This window comes from Paraplanobispora siamensis (assembly GCF_016863175.1).
In the GTDB taxonomy this organism is placed as follows: domain Bacteria; phylum Actinomycetota; class Actinomycetes; order Streptosporangiales; family Streptosporangiaceae; genus Planobispora; species Planobispora siamensis.
This window is the reverse complement of the sequence record NZ_BOOJ01000086.1, coordinates 15,897-30,853: the sequence shown is the minus strand read 5'-3', so window position 1 is coordinate 30,853 and position 14,957 is coordinate 15,897. Positions and strand designations below refer to the sequence as shown.

The 14,957-nt window shown below is 70.7% G+C and carries 16 protein-coding genes and 1 riboswitch; of the genes, 7 read left to right on the top strand and 9 right to left on the bottom strand.

Annotated features, from left to right (window positions below):
- Window positions 1-523 precede the first annotated feature (523 nt).
- The 4 genes from Psi01_RS40585 to Psi01_RS40570 form a co-directional block, all read right to left on the bottom strand.
- Complete coding sequence (locus tag Psi01_RS40585) at window positions 524-724, bottom strand: cold-shock protein (RefSeq protein ID WP_055507665.1); 201 nt, start codon at window positions 722-724, stop codon at window positions 524-526.
- A 327-nt stretch (window positions 725-1,051) separates the two neighbouring features.
- Window positions 1,052-1,327 carry a MoaD/ThiS family protein gene (locus tag Psi01_RS40580; RefSeq protein ID WP_203880015.1) on the bottom strand — a complete coding sequence of 92 codons (276 nt, stop codon included), beginning with the start codon at window positions 1,325-1,327 and terminating at the stop codon, window positions 1,052-1,054.
- 23 nt (window positions 1,328-1,350) lie between these two features.
- Window positions 1,351-2,613: a threonine synthase gene (thrC, locus tag Psi01_RS40575; protein ID WP_204069522.1), complete on the bottom strand. Its 1,263-nt coding sequence runs from the start codon at window positions 2,611-2,613 to the stop codon at window positions 1,351-1,353.
- 14 nt (window positions 2,614-2,627) lie between these two features.
- Window positions 2,628-2,768: riboswitch (SAM riboswitch) on the bottom strand.
- Between the two features lie 440 nt (window positions 2,769-3,208).
- A complete protein-coding gene (locus tag Psi01_RS40570) occupies window positions 3,209-3,766 on the bottom strand; it encodes an RNA polymerase sigma factor (protein ID WP_204069521.1) in 558 nt (185 codons plus the stop codon).
- Window positions 3,767-3,867: 101 nt separating this feature from the next.
- Here Psi01_RS40570 and Psi01_RS40565 point away from each other — a divergent pair, with 101 nt between their 5' ends.
- Entirely contained in the window at window positions 3,868-5,292 is a 1,425-nt protein-coding gene (locus tag Psi01_RS40565) for an alpha,alpha-trehalose-phosphate synthase (UDP-forming) (protein ID WP_204069520.1), read from the top strand.
- Between the two features lie 101 nt (window positions 5,293-5,393).
- Complete coding sequence (locus Psi01_RS40560; protein WP_204069519.1) at window positions 5,394-6,554, top strand: MFS transporter; 1,161 nt, start codon at window positions 5,394-5,396, stop codon at window positions 6,552-6,554.
- 33 nt (window positions 6,555-6,587) lie between these two features.
- Here the strand turns inward: Psi01_RS40560 and Psi01_RS40555 are convergent, their stop codons facing one another.
- From Psi01_RS40555 to Psi01_RS40545, 3 genes are all read right to left on the bottom strand, one after another.
- Window positions 6,588-7,178 carry a hypothetical protein gene (locus tag Psi01_RS40555; protein ID WP_204069518.1) on the bottom strand — a complete coding sequence of 197 codons (591 nt, stop codon included), beginning with the start codon at window positions 7,176-7,178 and terminating at the stop codon, window positions 6,588-6,590.
- A 106-nt stretch (window positions 7,179-7,284) separates the two neighbouring features.
- The gene (gene otsB / locus Psi01_RS40550) at window positions 7,285-8,049 is read right to left on the bottom strand and encodes a trehalose-phosphatase (protein WP_204069517.1); all 765 of its coding nucleotides are present in this window, start codon (window positions 8,047-8,049) and stop codon (window positions 7,285-7,287) included.
- A 69-nt stretch (window positions 8,050-8,118) separates the two neighbouring features.
- Window positions 8,119-8,421 carry a DUF3263 domain-containing protein gene (locus Psi01_RS40545; RefSeq protein WP_204069516.1) on the bottom strand — a complete coding sequence of 101 codons (303 nt, stop codon included), beginning with the start codon at window positions 8,419-8,421 and terminating at the stop codon, window positions 8,119-8,121.
- 118 nt (window positions 8,422-8,539) lie between these two features.
- Between Psi01_RS40545 and Psi01_RS40540 the strand changes: the two genes are divergently transcribed.
- The 5 genes from Psi01_RS40540 (at window position 8,540) to Psi01_RS40520 (ending at window position 12,842) form a co-directional block, all read left to right on the top strand.
- Complete coding sequence (locus Psi01_RS40540; protein ID WP_204069515.1) at window positions 8,540-9,346, top strand: SAM hydrolase/SAM-dependent halogenase family protein; 807 nt, start codon at window positions 8,540-8,542, stop codon at window positions 9,344-9,346.
- A gap of 260 nt (window positions 9,347-9,606) precedes the next feature.
- Window positions 9,607-10,839, top strand: coding sequence for a S8 family peptidase (locus tag Psi01_RS40535; protein ID WP_204069514.1), 1,233 nt, complete (start codon window positions 9,607-9,609; stop codon window positions 10,837-10,839).
- A 73-nt stretch (window positions 10,840-10,912) separates the two neighbouring features.
- On the top strand, window positions 10,913-11,317 hold the full coding sequence (locus tag Psi01_RS40530) for a Zn-ribbon domain-containing OB-fold protein (RefSeq protein WP_204069513.1): 405 nt from the start codon (window positions 10,913-10,915) through the stop codon (window positions 11,315-11,317).
- Entirely contained in the window at window positions 11,314-12,498 is a 1,185-nt protein-coding gene (locus tag Psi01_RS40525) for a lipid-transfer protein (RefSeq protein WP_204069512.1), read from the top strand. The genes Psi01_RS40530 and Psi01_RS40525 overlap by 4 nt, the downstream gene beginning before the upstream one ends.
- 125 nt (window positions 12,499-12,623) lie before the next feature.
- Complete coding sequence (locus Psi01_RS40520; protein ID WP_204069511.1) at window positions 12,624-12,842, top strand: hypothetical protein; 219 nt, start codon at window positions 12,624-12,626, stop codon at window positions 12,840-12,842.
- A 4-nt stretch (window positions 12,843-12,846) separates the two neighbouring features.
- Here Psi01_RS40520 and Psi01_RS40515 read toward each other — a convergent pair whose 3' ends face one another.
- Both Psi01_RS40515 and Psi01_RS40510 read right to left on the bottom strand, forming a co-directional pair.
- Window positions 12,847-13,917 (bottom strand): ABC transporter ATP-binding protein, encoded by a 1,071-nt coding sequence (locus Psi01_RS40515; protein WP_204069510.1) that lies wholly within the window; start codon window positions 13,915-13,917, stop codon window positions 12,847-12,849.
- Window positions 13,901-14,956 (bottom strand): ABC transporter ATP-binding protein, encoded by a 1,056-nt coding sequence (locus tag Psi01_RS40510; RefSeq protein ID WP_275424657.1) that lies wholly within the window; start codon window positions 14,954-14,956, stop codon window positions 13,901-13,903. The genes Psi01_RS40515 and Psi01_RS40510 overlap by 17 nt, the downstream gene beginning before the upstream one ends.
- Window position 14,957: the final 1 nt, after the last annotated feature.

The following is a 14,957-nucleotide window of genomic DNA, read 5'->3' as shown; positions in this document are numbered from 1 at the left end:
GTCAAACGAGATCATCTTGGCTGCCATACGGCTAGACCTCCCAAACACAGGGTGGCGTGCACCGGACCGAGTCGACGCCCGCGACGGCATACGGGCCCACGACTCCGTTCGGTGGGCCCCATCGCCTCGATCCAGGTTTGGCACTCTCGAACAGAGAGTGCCAACGAACTGTTTAGCACTCTACCCTGTCGAGTGCAAGCAACGACCATCCTGACCTGCACTCAGCCGAGAGCGAAGCAGGGCAAAGGGGGATCGACGGGAGATCGGCGGACAGCGAGCCCCGGAAACCCCGGAGGATCGCAAGACGGCGCCCCGGAAGCGCCCCCGGAAAACGCCGGAGGATCACAAGACGGCGTCCCCGGAAGCGTCCGGGGGTCAGAGAGCGGCGATCCCCGGAAAAGCGAGGACCCGGCCCGCCGGACGACGCGGCGGACCGGGCCTGTGCGCACGGTGGTCCGCACGGACTGCGCTGCCACGCGGACCACCCGCCGCGAGACTCCGGCGACGCGACGGAACGGCCGGCTCAGACGGTCCGGACGGATTCCGCCTGCGGGCCCTTCTGGCCCTGAGTGATCTCGAACTCGACCCGCTGGCCCTGCTCAAGTGCACGATAGCCATCCATCAGGATCGCGGAGTAATGGACAAACACATCCTTACCACCGTCTACCGCGATGAAGCCGTAGCCCTTGTCCGCGTTGAACCATTTGACGGTGCCCTGCGCCACTTCCGACTCCTCTTACCGGCCTTTGAGAACCGCGCCCATTCCACTCGCGCGACCCTCGATCTCCGCGGCGGGGAACCGCTACGTCGATCGTCCTCGACCATACCTGTGGGACACCGTGGGACAACAGAGTCAATCTAGGAAATGACGCTTTAAGAACGTTTTTAATACAGGAAAGAGTTTTGCTATCACAATTAGTTAGTTCAAGTTTGCATTATTTCCCGATGCCCCAGTTGTCAGTTCCCGCCGCAAAGCACGACACCCGTACAGGCAAGGGCCGGTACGGGTGTCGGGGAAGACGTCTCCAGGGACGCCGGATGACTGGTGGGCTCAGCCTCCGGCCACCGCCGGGATGATGGAGATCTGGACGCCGTCCGGGGTGGGAGTGTCCAGGTTGTCGGCGAAACGGACGTCCTCTTCTCCCACATAGACGTTGACGAAACGCCGGATCTTGCCCGTCTCGTCGAGAATGCGCGCTCCGATGCCGGGGAAGTCGGCGTCGAGCTTCTGCAGCACGTCCCGGAGGGTCGCACCCGAGCCGCTCACTTCGGCGGAGCCGTTTGTATAGGTGCGCAGAATCGTGGGGATCCGTACAGAAACGCTCATAGCCAAAGACCTTTCAGGAGTTCTTACGCGAAAGCCGCGCGGAATGCGTCGAGGGAGGGACGGATGACAGCGGTGGGACGCGCCCGGTCCGCCACCGCGTCAAGGGTCTTCAGACCGTCACCGGTGTTGAGGACCACCGTCTCGGCGTCGGGGTCGAGCCTGCCCTCGGCGACCAGCTTGCGGAGCACGCCGACGGTGACGCCGCCCGCGGTCTCGGCGAAGATGCCCTCGGTCCGGGCCAGCAGGTGGATGGCGTCGACGATCTCGGGGTCCGTGACGTCCTCCACCGCGCCGCCGGTGCGCCGGGCGATGTCCAGGACGTAGGGCCCGTCGGCCGGGTTGCCGATCGCCAGGGACTTGGCGATGGTGTCGGGCTTGACGGGACGGACCACGTCGTGGCCGGCCTTGTAGGCGGTCGAGACGGGCGAGCACCCCTCGGCCTGGGCGGCGAAGATCTTGTACGGCCGGTCCTCGACGAGACCGAGGGCGACCAGCTCCTTGAACCCCTTGTCGATCTTCGTGAGCTGGGAGCCGGACGCCACCGGGATGATGATCTGGTCGGGCAGCCGCCAGCCGAGCTGCTCGGCGATCTCGTAGGCCAGGGTCTTGGAGCCCTCGGCGTAGTACGGGCGGAGGTTGACGTTGACGAAGCCCCACTTGTCGCCCAGCTCGTCGCCGATGAGCTCGGAGCAGAAGCGGTTCACGTCGTCGTAGGTGCCCTCGATGCCGACGAAGCGCCCGCCGTACACCGAGGCCATGATGATCTTGGCCTCCTCCAGGTCGGCGGGGGCGAACACGCAGGCGTCCAGCCCGGCGCGGGCGGCGGCGGCGGTGACCGCGCCGGCGAGGTTGCCGGTGGAGGAGCAGGACAGGGTGTGGAAGCCGAAGTTGCGGGCCGCCTCGACGGCGATGGCCACCACGCGGTCCTTGAAGGAGTGCGTGGGGTTTCCGGAGTCGTCCTTCACGTGCAGGGAGCGGATGCCCAGCTCGCGGGCGAGGTTGTCGGCCTTGACCAGCTTGGTCCAGCCGGGGGCCATGTTGCGCTTGGCGGCCACGTCCGCCGGGACCGGCAGCAGGGAACGGTAGCGCCAGATGTTGGCCGGTCCTGCGGCGATCTCCTCGCGGGTCACCCGGGGGAACTCGTAGGCGATCTCAAGGGGGCCGAAACACTCGGGACAGGCGAAGCTGGGACCGAGTTCGGAGCGGGCGCCGCACTCCCGACAGGAGAGGGCTACGGCGGGGCCGAAGTCGAGTGACGTCGTGGTTTCAGCGGTTGCAAGCGCCATGAAGCGAGGCCTTTCCCTCATCTTCGTCCGCGACCACCTTGATCGCGGACCGGAATTGGCACCTGTCCCGGCCGACCTCGTCAGATCACGAGTCTTGAACCAGGAGGGTTGCCGGGGCTTCGCAGGGCCGGTCCCTCCACCCCTCTGGATGAGCAATATGCAGTTGTGATCCTGACAGGCAGGTCTCATGCACTCTACCTCGCCTTACAGCCTCCTTGACCACATGTCTCACTTCGCGAGACACAGCGTGTTATTTCCTGGACAGTAGGACCATGATCAGTCAGGCCGCGGCATCCGGGAAGCCGAAAGCCCTCGTCCACAACGTGTGGATAAACTCGGAAGGAGGCGGTGAGGCCGGGTGCGCGGGTCACGACGGCTGCCATCACCACCGGGGGGCGGCTGCCATCATCATCGGGTGCACGGTCCGCGTCCGTTTCCAGAGCTTGCGGGACGGTAGGTGATGGAAGAGCACCGGTTACGAAGACTGCGCCGGCGGGGGCACCGCGACGACCGTACGCGTCCTCCGGCCGCGCACGCTCCGACGAGGACACGCCACGCCCCGATGAGGACGCGCCACGCCCCGACGAGGACGCGCTCAGAACCCGTACGCGTCGCCCAGGGCTCCCTGGACGTATTTGCGGGCCTGGTGGATGCGGGACTTGGCGGTGCCGAGCGGGATGTTGAGCTGCTCGGCCACCTCGTTGTAGTCGAGCTGGCAGATGTCGCGCAGCACCAGCGCCTGGGCCAGCTCCGGCTTGTCGGCCTCCAGGGCCTCCATCGCGTCGAGCAGGTCCAGCCGGGAACCCGCGATCACGCTCACCCGGGCGACGTCCGGCTTCTGCAGCGGCAGCTCGTCGGAGCTCTGCTCGGCGGCCCGGCGCTTCAGCGAGCGGTAGGTGGTCCTGGCGCAGTTGGCGGTCACGATGTGCAGCCACGTGCTGAACCTGGCCCGGCCCTCGAAGCGGCCGATGTTGCGGGCCACCGCGAGCAGCGTGTCCTGGCACGCCTCCTCGGCGTCCTGGCGGTAGGGCAGGATCCGACCGCAGTGCCGCATCACGTCGGGCTCGATGCGCTTCAGCAGCTCGCCCAGCGCACGGTGGTCGCCGCGGGCGGCCGTGCGGGCCAGTTCCTCGGTCGTCTCGTCCAGCGCCATCGCGAGCCCCCATCAGCGGTCACAGTCGCTGCACATCCTATGGTCGAAGGTCATGGTTGGTTAACCTTCGTGGCAAGCACGTTCGCAGGCGAGGGAACCACATGAACTCGATTCTGGTGGCCTCCAACCGTGGCCCCTTCTCGTTCACCACCTCCGAAAGCGGCTCCCTGTGCATGCGCAGGGGCGGCGGCGGGCTGGTGTCGGGCCTGTCCGAGGTGGCCAAGGACCTCAACGTCCTGTGGGTCTGCGCCGCGCTGTCCGACGGCGACCGCGCCGCCGTACGGCAGGCGCCCGGCGGCCGGCTCGACCACGCCGGCTACGACACCGGGGCCCTGCGGATGCTCGACATCCCGCCGGCCACCTTCCACCGGGCCTACAACGCGGTGGCCAACTCCACCCTGTGGTTCGTCAACCACCTGCTCTACGACATCCCCAACACGCCGAACTTCGACGCCCGCTTCCGCAGGGAGTGGGAGTCCTACCAGTCCTACAACGCGGCGTTCGCGCTGGCCCTGGCCGAGGAGGCGGCGCACGGGGCCCGGGTGATGGTGCAGGACTACCATCTGACCCTCACCCCGGCCATGCTCCGGGTCGAGCGCCCCGACCTGCGCATCTCGCATTTCTCGCACACCCCGTGGGCCCCTCCCGAGTATTTCTCCCTGCTGCCCGACGCCGTGGCGGTGGAGGTCCTCGAAGGGGTCCTGGGCGCCGACCACGCGGGCTTCCTGACCGCGCGCTGGGCCGGCGGGTTCATGGACTGCTGCGAGCGGCTGCTGGGCGCCGAGGTCGACCGCGTGAGCCGTACGGTCACCTACGGCGGCCGCACCACCCGGATCGGCGTGCACGGGCTGGGCGTGGACGGCGAGGCGCTGTGGGCGCGGGCCAGCGAGCCCGACGTCGAGTCCCACATGGCGGCCCTGCGCGACCAGGTCGGCGACCGCAAGCTGATCGTCAGGATCGACCGGACCGAGCTGTCCAAGAACATCGTCCGCGGCCTGGGCGCCTACCGGGAGTTCCTCGACACCCATCCCGAGTGGCACGGCCGCGTCGTGCACCTGGCCTTCGCCTATCCGTCCCGGCACGACCTGCCCGAGTACCGGGAGTACACCGCGGCGGTGCAGCGCTGCGCCAAGGAGATCGAGGACAAGTACGCCACCGAGGACTGGGACCCGCTGATCCTCAACGTGAACGACGACTATCCGCGCTCCCTGGCGGCCTACCGGCTGGCCGACGTGCTGCTGGTCAACCCGACCCGGGACGGCATGAACCTGGTGGCCAAGGAGGGCCCCATCCTGTCGCCGAACAGCGTGCTGGTGCTCTCACGCGAGGCGGGCGCCGCCGTCGAGCTGGGCGAGCACGCCCTGGTGGTCAACCCCTACGACGTCTCGGCCACCGCCGCCGCGCTGTACCAGGGCCTGGTCATGCCCGAGGAGGAGCGGGTGCGGCGCGGCGCCCGGCTGGCCGCCGCGGCCACCGCGCTCCCGCCGCACCGCTGGTTCTCCGAGCAGCTCGCCGCCCTCAAGTGACCCGGCGGGGAGCGTCCGGCGACCACCCGGTGGGGCGTTCATCCAGGTGAGATAGTTTTTCGTGGACATTTCAACTTTTCGTCCACTCGGGGGAGAATCAGGTGGCCACCACTGCGCCTGTCCGGTTGATCCGCGATCGCGCCACCTGGCTGATCTACCTCCAGCTCGGCGCCTTCGCCACCTACCTGTACGGCCTCAGCGCGGTCCTGCCGCTGCTCCGCCTCGACCTCGGGATCACCCAGGCGGTCGCCGGGCTGCACGGCACCGCGATGGCCGTCGGCGCCGTCCTCACCGGGCTCGCGCTCCCCTGGCTGACCCGCAGGATCGGCCGGCGGGCCGTCACCTGGACCGGCCTGGCCGGGATGAACGTGGGCGTGCTGCTGGTGATCTTCGGCCACGCCCTGCCGGTCACCCTGCTCGGGTACGGCGTCGCCAGCGGGATGGCCTCGATCACCCTGTACTCCAGCATGGCCGCGCTCGACGACCACCACGGCCCGGCCGGTCCCGCGGCGATCAGCGAGGCCAACGCCCTGGGCGTGACCGTGGGCGTGGCGGTGCCGTTCGTGATCAGCTTCGCCGCGCAGAGCGCGCTCGGCTGGCGGGCGGCGCTGCTGATGAGCCCGATCGCGACGGTGCTGCTCGCCCTGGCCATGGGCCGCGTCTGGATTCCCGAGCGGGACGGCGCGGGGGCCTCCCCGGCCGCGGCGGAGGGCACGGGCCGCTACGGCCGGCGCTTCCACCTGGCCGCCACCGTGCTGTTCTGCTGCGTCGCGATGGAGTTCTGCTTCAACCTGTGGGCGGCGAAGCTGGTCTCCGACCGGACGGGCCTGTCGGCCGCGGTGGCGGCGACCGCGCTGACCGCGTTCACGGCCGGCATGGCGGCCGGGCGGTGGGGCGGGGCGCGCCTGGCCCTGCGGATATCTCCCGCGCCCCTGTTCGTCGGCGCCCTCGTGGTCACCGGCGCGGGATGGGCGATCTTCTGGGTGAGCGGCAACCCCGCGCTGTCCTACACGGGCCTGGTCCTGGCCGGCGCCGGGGTCTCCCTGCACTTCCCCCTGGCGCTCTCGCGCGTGCTCGCCGCCTCCGGCGGCCGCCCCGACCGGGCCTCGGCCACGGCCTCGATCGTCTCCGGCGTCGCGATCGGCGTGGGACCGTTCCTGCTGGGCGCCCTGGCCGACGGCTTCGGCACCTGGCAGGCGTTCCTCATGGTCCCCGCCCTGATCGGCCTGGCCGTGGGCGGGATCCTGGCGGGCGGCCGGTAGCGATCGCCGTCCGGCCGTCCCGCCGCGGGTCGGTCAGCTCCAGGTCGCCTTCTTCAGGATGTTCGACAGGCCCGGGGTGTTCCACACGTCCACCACGAGGATCTTCGAGGTGGGCAGGAACCACTCGCGCTGGTTGAAGGTCGCCGTCTGCTCGCCGTTGCCGTGCTTGACGCAGCGGCCGAACCAGGACACGTACTTCGCCTTGTGCCCCCGGCCGACCTGGCGCACGCCGAGCGCGGTCGGCTTGCCGATGACCTGGCCCGTCTTGGCGCTGAAGGGGCAGGCCTGCACGTCGCTGGCGGGGTAGAACGGCTGGTCGCCCTTGTAGGCGCCGAAGCCCTCCTTGCCGTACTTGATGGCCTTCGGGCCGAGGATCCAGAAGCCGTCACACTTCGGGGCGAAGTAGGCGGGCGTGTCACAGCGGCCGCTCGTCACCAGCATCCAGTCGCCGTCGCGGTGCACCTCCCAGCTGGACGGAACCTTCAGGTTCATGCCGCGGAAGGAGACGGTCTTCACGCCGGAGGCGGTGGAGACCTGGGACGCCGAGGAGGCGGAAGCCGTCGTGGGAGCGGTCAGGACGGCGGCGCCGGCCAGGGCGGCGAGGACGATGGTGCGCTTTCTCATACCGCAGAAGCTATCGAGTCCCACTTGCCACTGACTTAACGGCCGTTTGATGGCCGTGCTGCGCACGGCGGCTCGGGGGCTTCCTGATCCGGCTCCCGCCCTCGCGTCAGCGGGATTCGAGGGTGGTGGCGATGGAGTCGAGGAGGTCGATCACTCCGGCGGGGCCGTCGACGACGATGTCGGCCTCGACGGTGAGCTCGGGCGAGCCGCTGAAGACCGTCACGCCGGGCAGGCCGCAGGAGCGTACGGCCTCGAAGGCGGCCACGTCTCCCAGGTCGTCACCGGCGAACAGCACCGCGCGGGCCGAGCGTTCTTGCAGGAAGGCGTTCAAGGTGGTGCCCTTGTTCGTGCCGGGGGGCCGCAGTTCCAGCACGAACTTGCCCGGCTCGACCGCCAGCCCGGTCTCGGCGGCGAGCATGGTGACCGGCGCGCGCAGCGCGTCGAGGGCGGCCTGGGGCTGCGGGGCCCGCCGGGTGTGCACGGCCACCGCCCGGCCCTTGTCCTCGATCCTGACCCCCTCGAAGGGGGCGACGAGCCCGGGCAGCTCGGCCCTGACCCGCCCCAGGCCGGGGTGGACCGGCGGGGTGGCGAGCACGCCCCCCTCCCAGCGTTCGAGGCCGTAGTGGCCGAGCACGACCAGCCCCGGCACCTTGTCCAGGGAGCCGTACTCGACGGCCGTCGCCGCGGGACGGCCGGTGATGACCACGAGGGAGCCGACCAGGTCACCGAGCCTGGCCAGCACCCCAGGACCGGCCGGGTGGATCCTGGCCGCCTCGGGGTCGGACACGATCGGGGCGAGCGTGCCGTCGAAGTCGAGGCCGATCACCGATCCCGCGGGATCGGTCAGGATCGCTTCCAGTCCTTCGGTCATTCGATGTGGTCCCGTTCCTGTGAGTCCCTGTTCCCCGTCCCGTGAGACGCCCCCGGGCCTACCCCATGATCAGGGCCGTAAGCCCAGCCGGCGGGCGGCCCGGTCGCGCCTGCGGGACTCGCGGAGCCGGCGCAGGCGCTTGACCAGCATCGGATCCTGGGCGAGGGCCTCGGGTCTGTCGATGAGTTCGCTGAGCAACTGGTAGTAACGAGTGGCGGAGATGTCGAAGACCTCGCGGATGGCCTGCTCCTTGGCGCCCGCGTAGCGCCACCACTGGCGCTCGAAGGCGAGCAGCTCCTTCTCCCTTTCCGTCAGAGCCCGCAAGGCCGGTTTCTGGGCAGCACTGTCACCGGGAATCGGCGCAGTGTCCATTGGCGGTCCTCCTCGGTCCGGCATACGGTGATCGCACCGTGCGCACGCGGCCCGAAGCCAGGATAGTCGGGAATTTCCGGCTGTTCATGACGGATGTGGGGACGTACAGTCACCAGATGTGACCTCTGTCATCACCCTCCTCACTGACTATGGCCTGGAAGACGGCTACGTCGCCGCGTGCCACGGCGTGATCGCCAGGATCGCGCCGCAGTCCCGGATCATCGACGTCTGCCATCTGGTCCCCTCCGGCGACGTACGGCGTGGCGCGGCGATCCTGGCGCAGACGGTCCCCTACCTCCCGGCCGGAGTCCACGTCGCGGTGATCGACCCCGGTGTCGGCGGCTCGCGCCGGGCGGTGGCGGTGGAGGCGGGCGACCACGTGTTCGTCGGCCCGGACAACGGCGTGCTGTCGTGGGCGGTCCAGGCCGTCGGCGGCGCCTTGGCGGCCTACGAGCTCGGCAACGAGGACTTCTTCCTCAAACCGGTCTCCCCGACCTTCCTCGGCCGCGACGTCTTCGCGCCCGTGGCCGCCCACCTGGCGACAGGCCGCGAGCTCGCGGAGCTGGGACCCCGGGTCCCGGTGGAGCGGCTGGTCACCTTCCCCGCGCCGACCTCGACGATCAGCGAGGGCGTGGTGGAGGGCGAGGTCCTGTCGGTGGACCACTACGGCAACGTCCAGCTGTCGATCAGCGCGGGCGACCTGGTCACCCTGGGCGCCCGCCCGGGGACCACGCTGGCCGTACGGCTCGGCAGGCGGCAGATCTCCGTGCCCTTCCGCGAGACGTTCGCCGCGGTGGCCCCGGGCGAGGTGGTCGCCTTCACCGACTCGGCCGGCCTGCTCGCCCTGGCCATCAATTCCGGCGACGCCTGCCAGCGTCTCGGCCTGCCTCCCGGAGCCCATGTGCGGATCCACCCGGCTCCCTGAAACGGGCGGAGGGCGGGCCGGACGGGCGAAAAAGGAGGCCGGCGCGAGAACGCGCGGAACGATGTTCGCACGCGACGGAAAAGGACCGTTCCATTTACCCACCGGAGCGCTTTTCAGCACCCCTTCCCAGTATTTAAGGGATTGTTGCCGCTAAAGCGACTAACCGCCCGTATCGGTCTGTTTACTGAAAGCACCGGATTGCGATTGGGAACGCGTGTCAGAATCCCCATCTGACCTGTCCCCCTCCTGGTGAGGTCGCCGTGTTCTGCACGCGCGCGCTCGGCGCGACCCTGACCGTGATCACTCTCACCGCCTTCGCCTGGCCCGCGGTCCGGGGGCCGGACGATCCACCGGATCCCGGCGGCACCCGGAGCCGCCAGTGGGCTCTGGCCCCGCTCGATGCCCAGCAGGCATGGCGGACGACCCGCGGTGAGGGCGTGGTCGTAGCGGTGCTGGACACCGGCGTCAACGGCGACCATCCCGACCTGGCCGGCGCGGTGGTCGACGGCCCCGATCTGACGGGCGCGGCGCGCACGGACTCCCTGTGGGGCCGGCACGGGACGGCCATGGCCAGTCTCATCGCCGGACGTGGGCGCGGCACGGACCGATCCCGAGGAGTGATCGGGATCGCCCCCGGCGCGACGATCCTGTCGGTCCGGATCGCCCTGGAGAACGACGACCCCCGGCGCGCCCGGTTCCGCGAGGGGGACGGGCGGTCGCTGGCCCGGGGCATCCGCTACGCCGTGGACCACGGCGCCCGCGTCATCAGCATGTCGCTGGGCTGCGGCGGCAGCGAGTGGAAGGGGACGGCGGCCGAGCAGAAGGCGGTGCGCTACGCGCTCGGCCGGGGAGCGGTGCTGGTGGCCTCCTCCGGCAACGACGGCGCGGGCCCGAACCGCAGGAACTTCCCCGCGGCCTACCCCGGCGTGATCTCGGTGGGCGCGGTGGACGAGAAGATGCGGGTGGCGCCCTTCTCCAACCGTCAGCGCTACCTGTCGGTGGTCGCCCCCGGCACCGGGATCATCACCGCCGACGGATCCCGCTCGTACGTGATCGGGGACGGCACCAGCTCGGCCGCCGCCATGGTCTCCGGGATCGCGGCGCTGATCAAGGCGGAGTTCCCCGCGATGAGCCCGGCACAGGTCCGCCGCGCCATCGAGCGCGGCACCACCCACGCCCCCGCCGGGGGGCACGACAGCGCCTACGGTCACGGGGTGGCCAACGCCGTCCGGGCGCTGGAGCAGGCGGCCAGGTCCCAGCGGCGGTCGCTCAGGGCCACGGCCCCCCGCCGGGTCCCCGGCGGCGCCGTCCGGGAGACCGCGACCGGCCCCGTGAGCGGCGCGTCCACCGGCCCGGGGAGCGGCGAGGGGATCGGGCCACGCCAGATCGTCTGCGCTCTCCTGGTCCTGCTCGTCCTGTCCATGTCCGCCCGCCGGCTGCTCAGGGGCCGCCGCTGCTCCTACCGGCCGCCGCCGGCCGACTCCGAGCACTAGACCCCGGGCACCGCCCCCGGCCCCGGACGCCGAGGGGATGTTACCGAGCAAGCGCTTGTGTCATATTGGGCCCATGCCCATACCTGCCATCGACGGCTGGTTCGTCGTCGACGACGGTGTCGCCCACCTGCTGGGCACCCGCTGCGCCGACTGCCGGACCGTCCACTTCCCGCCCCAGACCGGCCTGTGCCGCAATCCCCGCTGCTCGGGCGAGGACCTGGCCGAGACGCGGCTGTCCCGGCGGGGCACCGTGTGGTCCTACACCAACGCCTGCTACCCGCCGCCGGCCCCCTTCGCGGCCGCGGAGCCGTACACGCCGGTGACCCTGGCGGCGGTGGAGCTGGCCGAGGAGGGGATCGTGGTGCTCGGCCAGGTCAAGGACATGACCGTGGACGACCTGCACGTCGGCATGGAGCTGGAGCTGACCTCGGGCCCGCTCGCCGACGGCCCGGAGGTCTGGATGTGGGGCAGGCCATGAGCGTCGTCGTCGCGGGCGCGGGCATGCATCCGTGGGGCAAGTGGGGCCGCCCCTTCGTCGGCTACGGCGTGGCCGCGGCCCGGGCGGCGCTGCGCGACGCGGGCCTGGAGTGGACCGACGTGCAGTTCCTGGTGGGCGCCGACACGATCAGGAACGGCTATCCCGGCTTCGTCGCGGGCGCCACCTTCGCCCAGGCGCTCGGCTGGACGGGCGCGCGGATCGCCTCCTGCTACGCGGCGTGCGCCTCGGGCGCGCAGGCGCTCGACATCGCGCGCACCCGGATCCTGGCCGGACTCTGCGACGTGGCGCTGGTCGTCGGGGCCGACTCCACGCCCAAGGGCTTCTTCACGCCGGTGGGCGGCGACCGCCCGGACGATCCGGACTGGCTCCGCTTCCGGCTGCTCGGCGCCACCAACCCGGCCTACTTCGCGCTGTACGCGCGCAGGCGGATGGCCCTGTACGGCAGCACGCCCGAGGACTTCGCCGCCGTCAAGGTCAAGAACGCGCTGGCCGGTTCCCTGAACCCGAACGCGCGCTACCGGGCGACCGTGACCGCCGAGCAGGTGCTCGCCTCCCCGATGGTGGCCGACCCGCTGCGGCTAATGGACATCTGCGCCACCTCCGACGGGGGCGCCGCGGTGGTGCTGGTCTCCCCGGAGTACGCCCGCCGCCGCGGGCTGGACGCGACGGTGCGCATCGCCGCGATCTCGACCGTCACCCCATCATTCCCCAACACCGTACTCGAACTGCCCTGCTTCGCCACCGACTCGACCGCGGCCGTGCCGCCCCCCGAGCGGACCTTCCGCGCCTCCATCGCCCACGCCGCCTACGAGGAGGCGGGCCTGGACCCGGCGGACCTGTCGTTCGCCGAGGTCTACGACCTGTCCACCGCGCTGGAGCTCGACTGGATCGAGGACGTGGGCCTGGCCCCGCCGGGTGAGGCAGACAAGCTGCTGCGGGCCGGGGACACCGCGCTCGGCGGCCGGATCCCGATCAACCCCTCCGGCGGGCTCGCCTCCTTCGGCGAGGCCATCCCGGCGCAGGCGCTAGCGCAGGTGTGCGAGCTCACCTGGCAGCTGCGAGGTACAGCGGGCGCCCGTCAAGTGGTCAACGCCAGGGCTGGTCTGGCCGCCAACCAGGGTCTGTTCGGTCATGGCTCGGCCATCATCGCCACTGTGTGACGCGCCGTCGGGTCCCGATCGCCGGTGCGCGCCCATACTGCTATGCGCCAATGCGTAGTCAGATGGGCGCGCACCGCGGTCATACCCGCGTGCCGAGCCCGGGATTCCTTCGGGGGAAGAACACTATGATCCGTCGCATCATCGCCGCCTCAGCCCTCGCCTGCCTCGCCGTCGCGGGCACGGCCGCCGTCGCCTCCGCCGCAGACTCCGCCCCCGACTACGGCCAGTCCATGGCCGAGACCCCGATCGGCGGCCTCCTCAGCGGCAGCGGCGGCCTGCTGGGCGGCGGCAACCCGATCGGCGGCCTGCTGGGCGGTCTGCTGAGCGCCCTGAAGGCCGGCTGATCGGTCAGAACGAGGGCATCACGTCGTGCACCTGCGCGAAGTGACAGGCGCTCTCGTGCCAGGTACCCGGCCGCAGCTGTAGCAGCGGCTCCTGCTGGGCGCAGATGTCCTGCGCCTTCCAGCAGCGGGTACGGAACCGGCAGCCCGACGGGGGGTCGGCCGGGGAGGGCGGGTCGCCCTGCAGGACGATCCGCTCGCGCCGCTCGCGGCCGTCCGGGTCGGGGACCGGGGCCGCCGACAGCAGCGCCTGGGTGTAGGGGTGGGCGGGCTGGCTGTAGATCTCGGCGTCCCTGCCCAGCTCGACCATCTTGCCCAGGTACATCACACCGACGCGGTCGGAGATGTGGCGCACCACCGACAGGTCGTGGGCGATGAAGACGTAGGCCAGGCCCAGCTCCCGCTGCAGCCGCGCCAGCAGGTTGATCACCTGGGCCTGGATCGACACGTCCAGCGCGGAGACCGGCTCGTCGCAGACGAGGATCTGCGGCTGGAGCGCCAGCCCGCGGGCGATGCCGATGCGCTGGCGCTGGCCGCCGGAGAACTGGTGCGGATAGCGGTTGACGTCGTCGGGGTTGAGGCCCACCAGTTCCAGGAGGGCCTGGACCCGGCGGCGGCGGTCGCCCTTGGGCGCCGCGTCCGGGTGGATCTCGTACGGCTCGCCGACGATGTCGCCGACGGTCATCCGCGGGTTCAGCGAGGTGTACGGGTCCTGCATCACCATCTGGATGTTGCGGCGGACCCGCTTGAGGTCCGCGCCCTTGACGTCGGCGATCTCCCGGACGGTGGGGCGGACCCGCTTGAGGTCCGCGCCCCTGGCGCCGGCGATCTCCCGGCCGCAGACGCGCACCGAGCCGCCGGTCGGCCGCTCCAGCCCCATCAGCAGCTTGGCCAGCGTGGACTTGCCGCAACCCGACTCCCCCACGATGCCGAGCGTCTCACCGCGGCGCAGGTCGAAGGAGATCCCGTCCACGGCCTTGATCACACCGACCTGCCTGCGGAAGATCGCGCCCTCGGTCAGCGGGAAGTACTTGACCAGGTCGCGGACCTCCAGCACCGCGTCACCCGTGGCTGCCATCGAGGACCTCCCTCCAGTAGTGGCAGGCGCTGCCCCGCGTCGGGCCGATCCGGTACAGCGGCGGCGCCTCGGTGGTGCAGTTGTCCTGACGGTAGGGGCAGCGCGGGGCGAAGGCGCAGCCCGGCGGCATGTCGAGCAGGTTGGGCGGCGTCCCGGAGATGGCGTACAGCTCCCGGCCCTTGCGGTCGACGCGGGGGATCGACTTCAGCAGCCCCTTGGTGTACGGGTGGGCCGGGGTCCGGTAGACGTCGTGCACGAGGGCGTTCTCGACGATCCGCCCGCCGTACATGACGACGATCTTGTCGGCCACGTCGGCCACCACGCCGAGGTCGTGGGTGATCAGGATCATGCCCATGCCGCTGTCACGCTGCACCTCGGCCAGCAGTTCCATGATCTGGGCCTGCACGGTCACGTCGAGCGCGGTGGTCGGCTCGTCGGCGATCAGCACCTCGGGGTCGAGGGCGATCGCCATGGCGATCATTATGCGCTGACGCATGCCGCCGGAGAACTGGTGCGGATAGTCGTGCAGCCGCTGCCGCGCGCCCGGGATGCGGACCCGGTCCATCAGCTCGACCGCCCTGGCCTCGGCGTCGCGCCGGGACGTGCCCTGGTGCACGCGGAACATCTCGGCGATCTGCGAGCCCACGGTGAACACCGGGTTCAGCGCGGACAGGGCGTCCTGGAAGACCATGGCGATGCGCCGGCCGCGCACCTGGGCGCGCGCGTCCTCCTTCAGCCGCAGCAGGTCGGTGCCCCGGAAGCGGATGCGTCCCCGGGGGATGCGGGCCTGGGGGGCGTCGAGGATGCCCATGATCGCCTGCGCGGTCACCGACTTGCCCGAGCCGGACTCGCCGAGCACGGCCAGCGTCTCACCGGGGTTCAGCGCGTAGCTGACCCCGTTGACCGCCTTCACGGTCCCCCGCCGGGTGGCGAACTCCACGTGCAGGTCGTCCACGGCCAGCAGCGGCTCGGTGCCCGTGACGCCGCGGACCGGGTCCGGGATCCCCCAGGCCGGAATCGGCGGTGTCGACTGGTTCACG

Bases quoted from the DNA above. Each gene is read 5' to 3' on its own strand.
- Psi01_RS40580 (WP_203880015.1), bottom strand. From the start codon at position 1,327: ATGAGCGTTTCTGTACGGATCCCCACGATTCTGCGCACCTATACAAAC.
- thrC (WP_204069522.1), bottom strand. From the start codon at position 2,613: ATGGCGCTTGCAACCGCTGAAACCACGACGTCACTCGACTTCGGCCCC.
- Psi01_RS40570 (WP_204069521.1), bottom strand. From the start codon at position 3,766: ATGGCGCTGGACGAGACGACCGAGGAACTGGCCCGCACGGCCGCCCGC.
- Psi01_RS40565 (WP_204069520.1), top strand. From the start codon at position 3,868: ATGAACTCGATTCTGGTGGCCTCCAACCGTGGCCCCTTCTCGTTCACC.
- Psi01_RS40555 (WP_204069518.1), bottom strand. From the start codon at position 7,178: ATGAGAAAGCGCACCATCGTCCTCGCCGCCCTGGCCGGCGCCGCCGTC.
- otsB (WP_204069517.1), bottom strand. From the start codon at position 8,049: ATGACCGAAGGACTGGAAGCGATCCTGACCGATCCCGCGGGATCGGTG.
- Psi01_RS40545 (WP_204069516.1), bottom strand. From the start codon at position 8,421: ATGGACACTGCGCCGATTCCCGGTGACAGTGCTGCCCAGAAACCGGCC.
- Psi01_RS40530 (WP_204069513.1), top strand. From the start codon at position 10,913: ATGCCCATACCTGCCATCGACGGCTGGTTCGTCGTCGACGACGGTGTC.
- Psi01_RS40525 (WP_204069512.1), top strand. From the start codon at position 11,314: ATGAGCGTCGTCGTCGCGGGCGCGGGCATGCATCCGTGGGGCAAGTGG.
- Psi01_RS40520 (WP_204069511.1), top strand. From the start codon at position 12,624: ATGATCCGTCGCATCATCGCCGCCTCAGCCCTCGCCTGCCTCGCCGTC.
- Psi01_RS40515 (WP_204069510.1), bottom strand. From the start codon at position 13,917: ATGGCAGCCACGGGTGACGCGGTGCTGGAGGTCCGCGACCTGGTCAAG.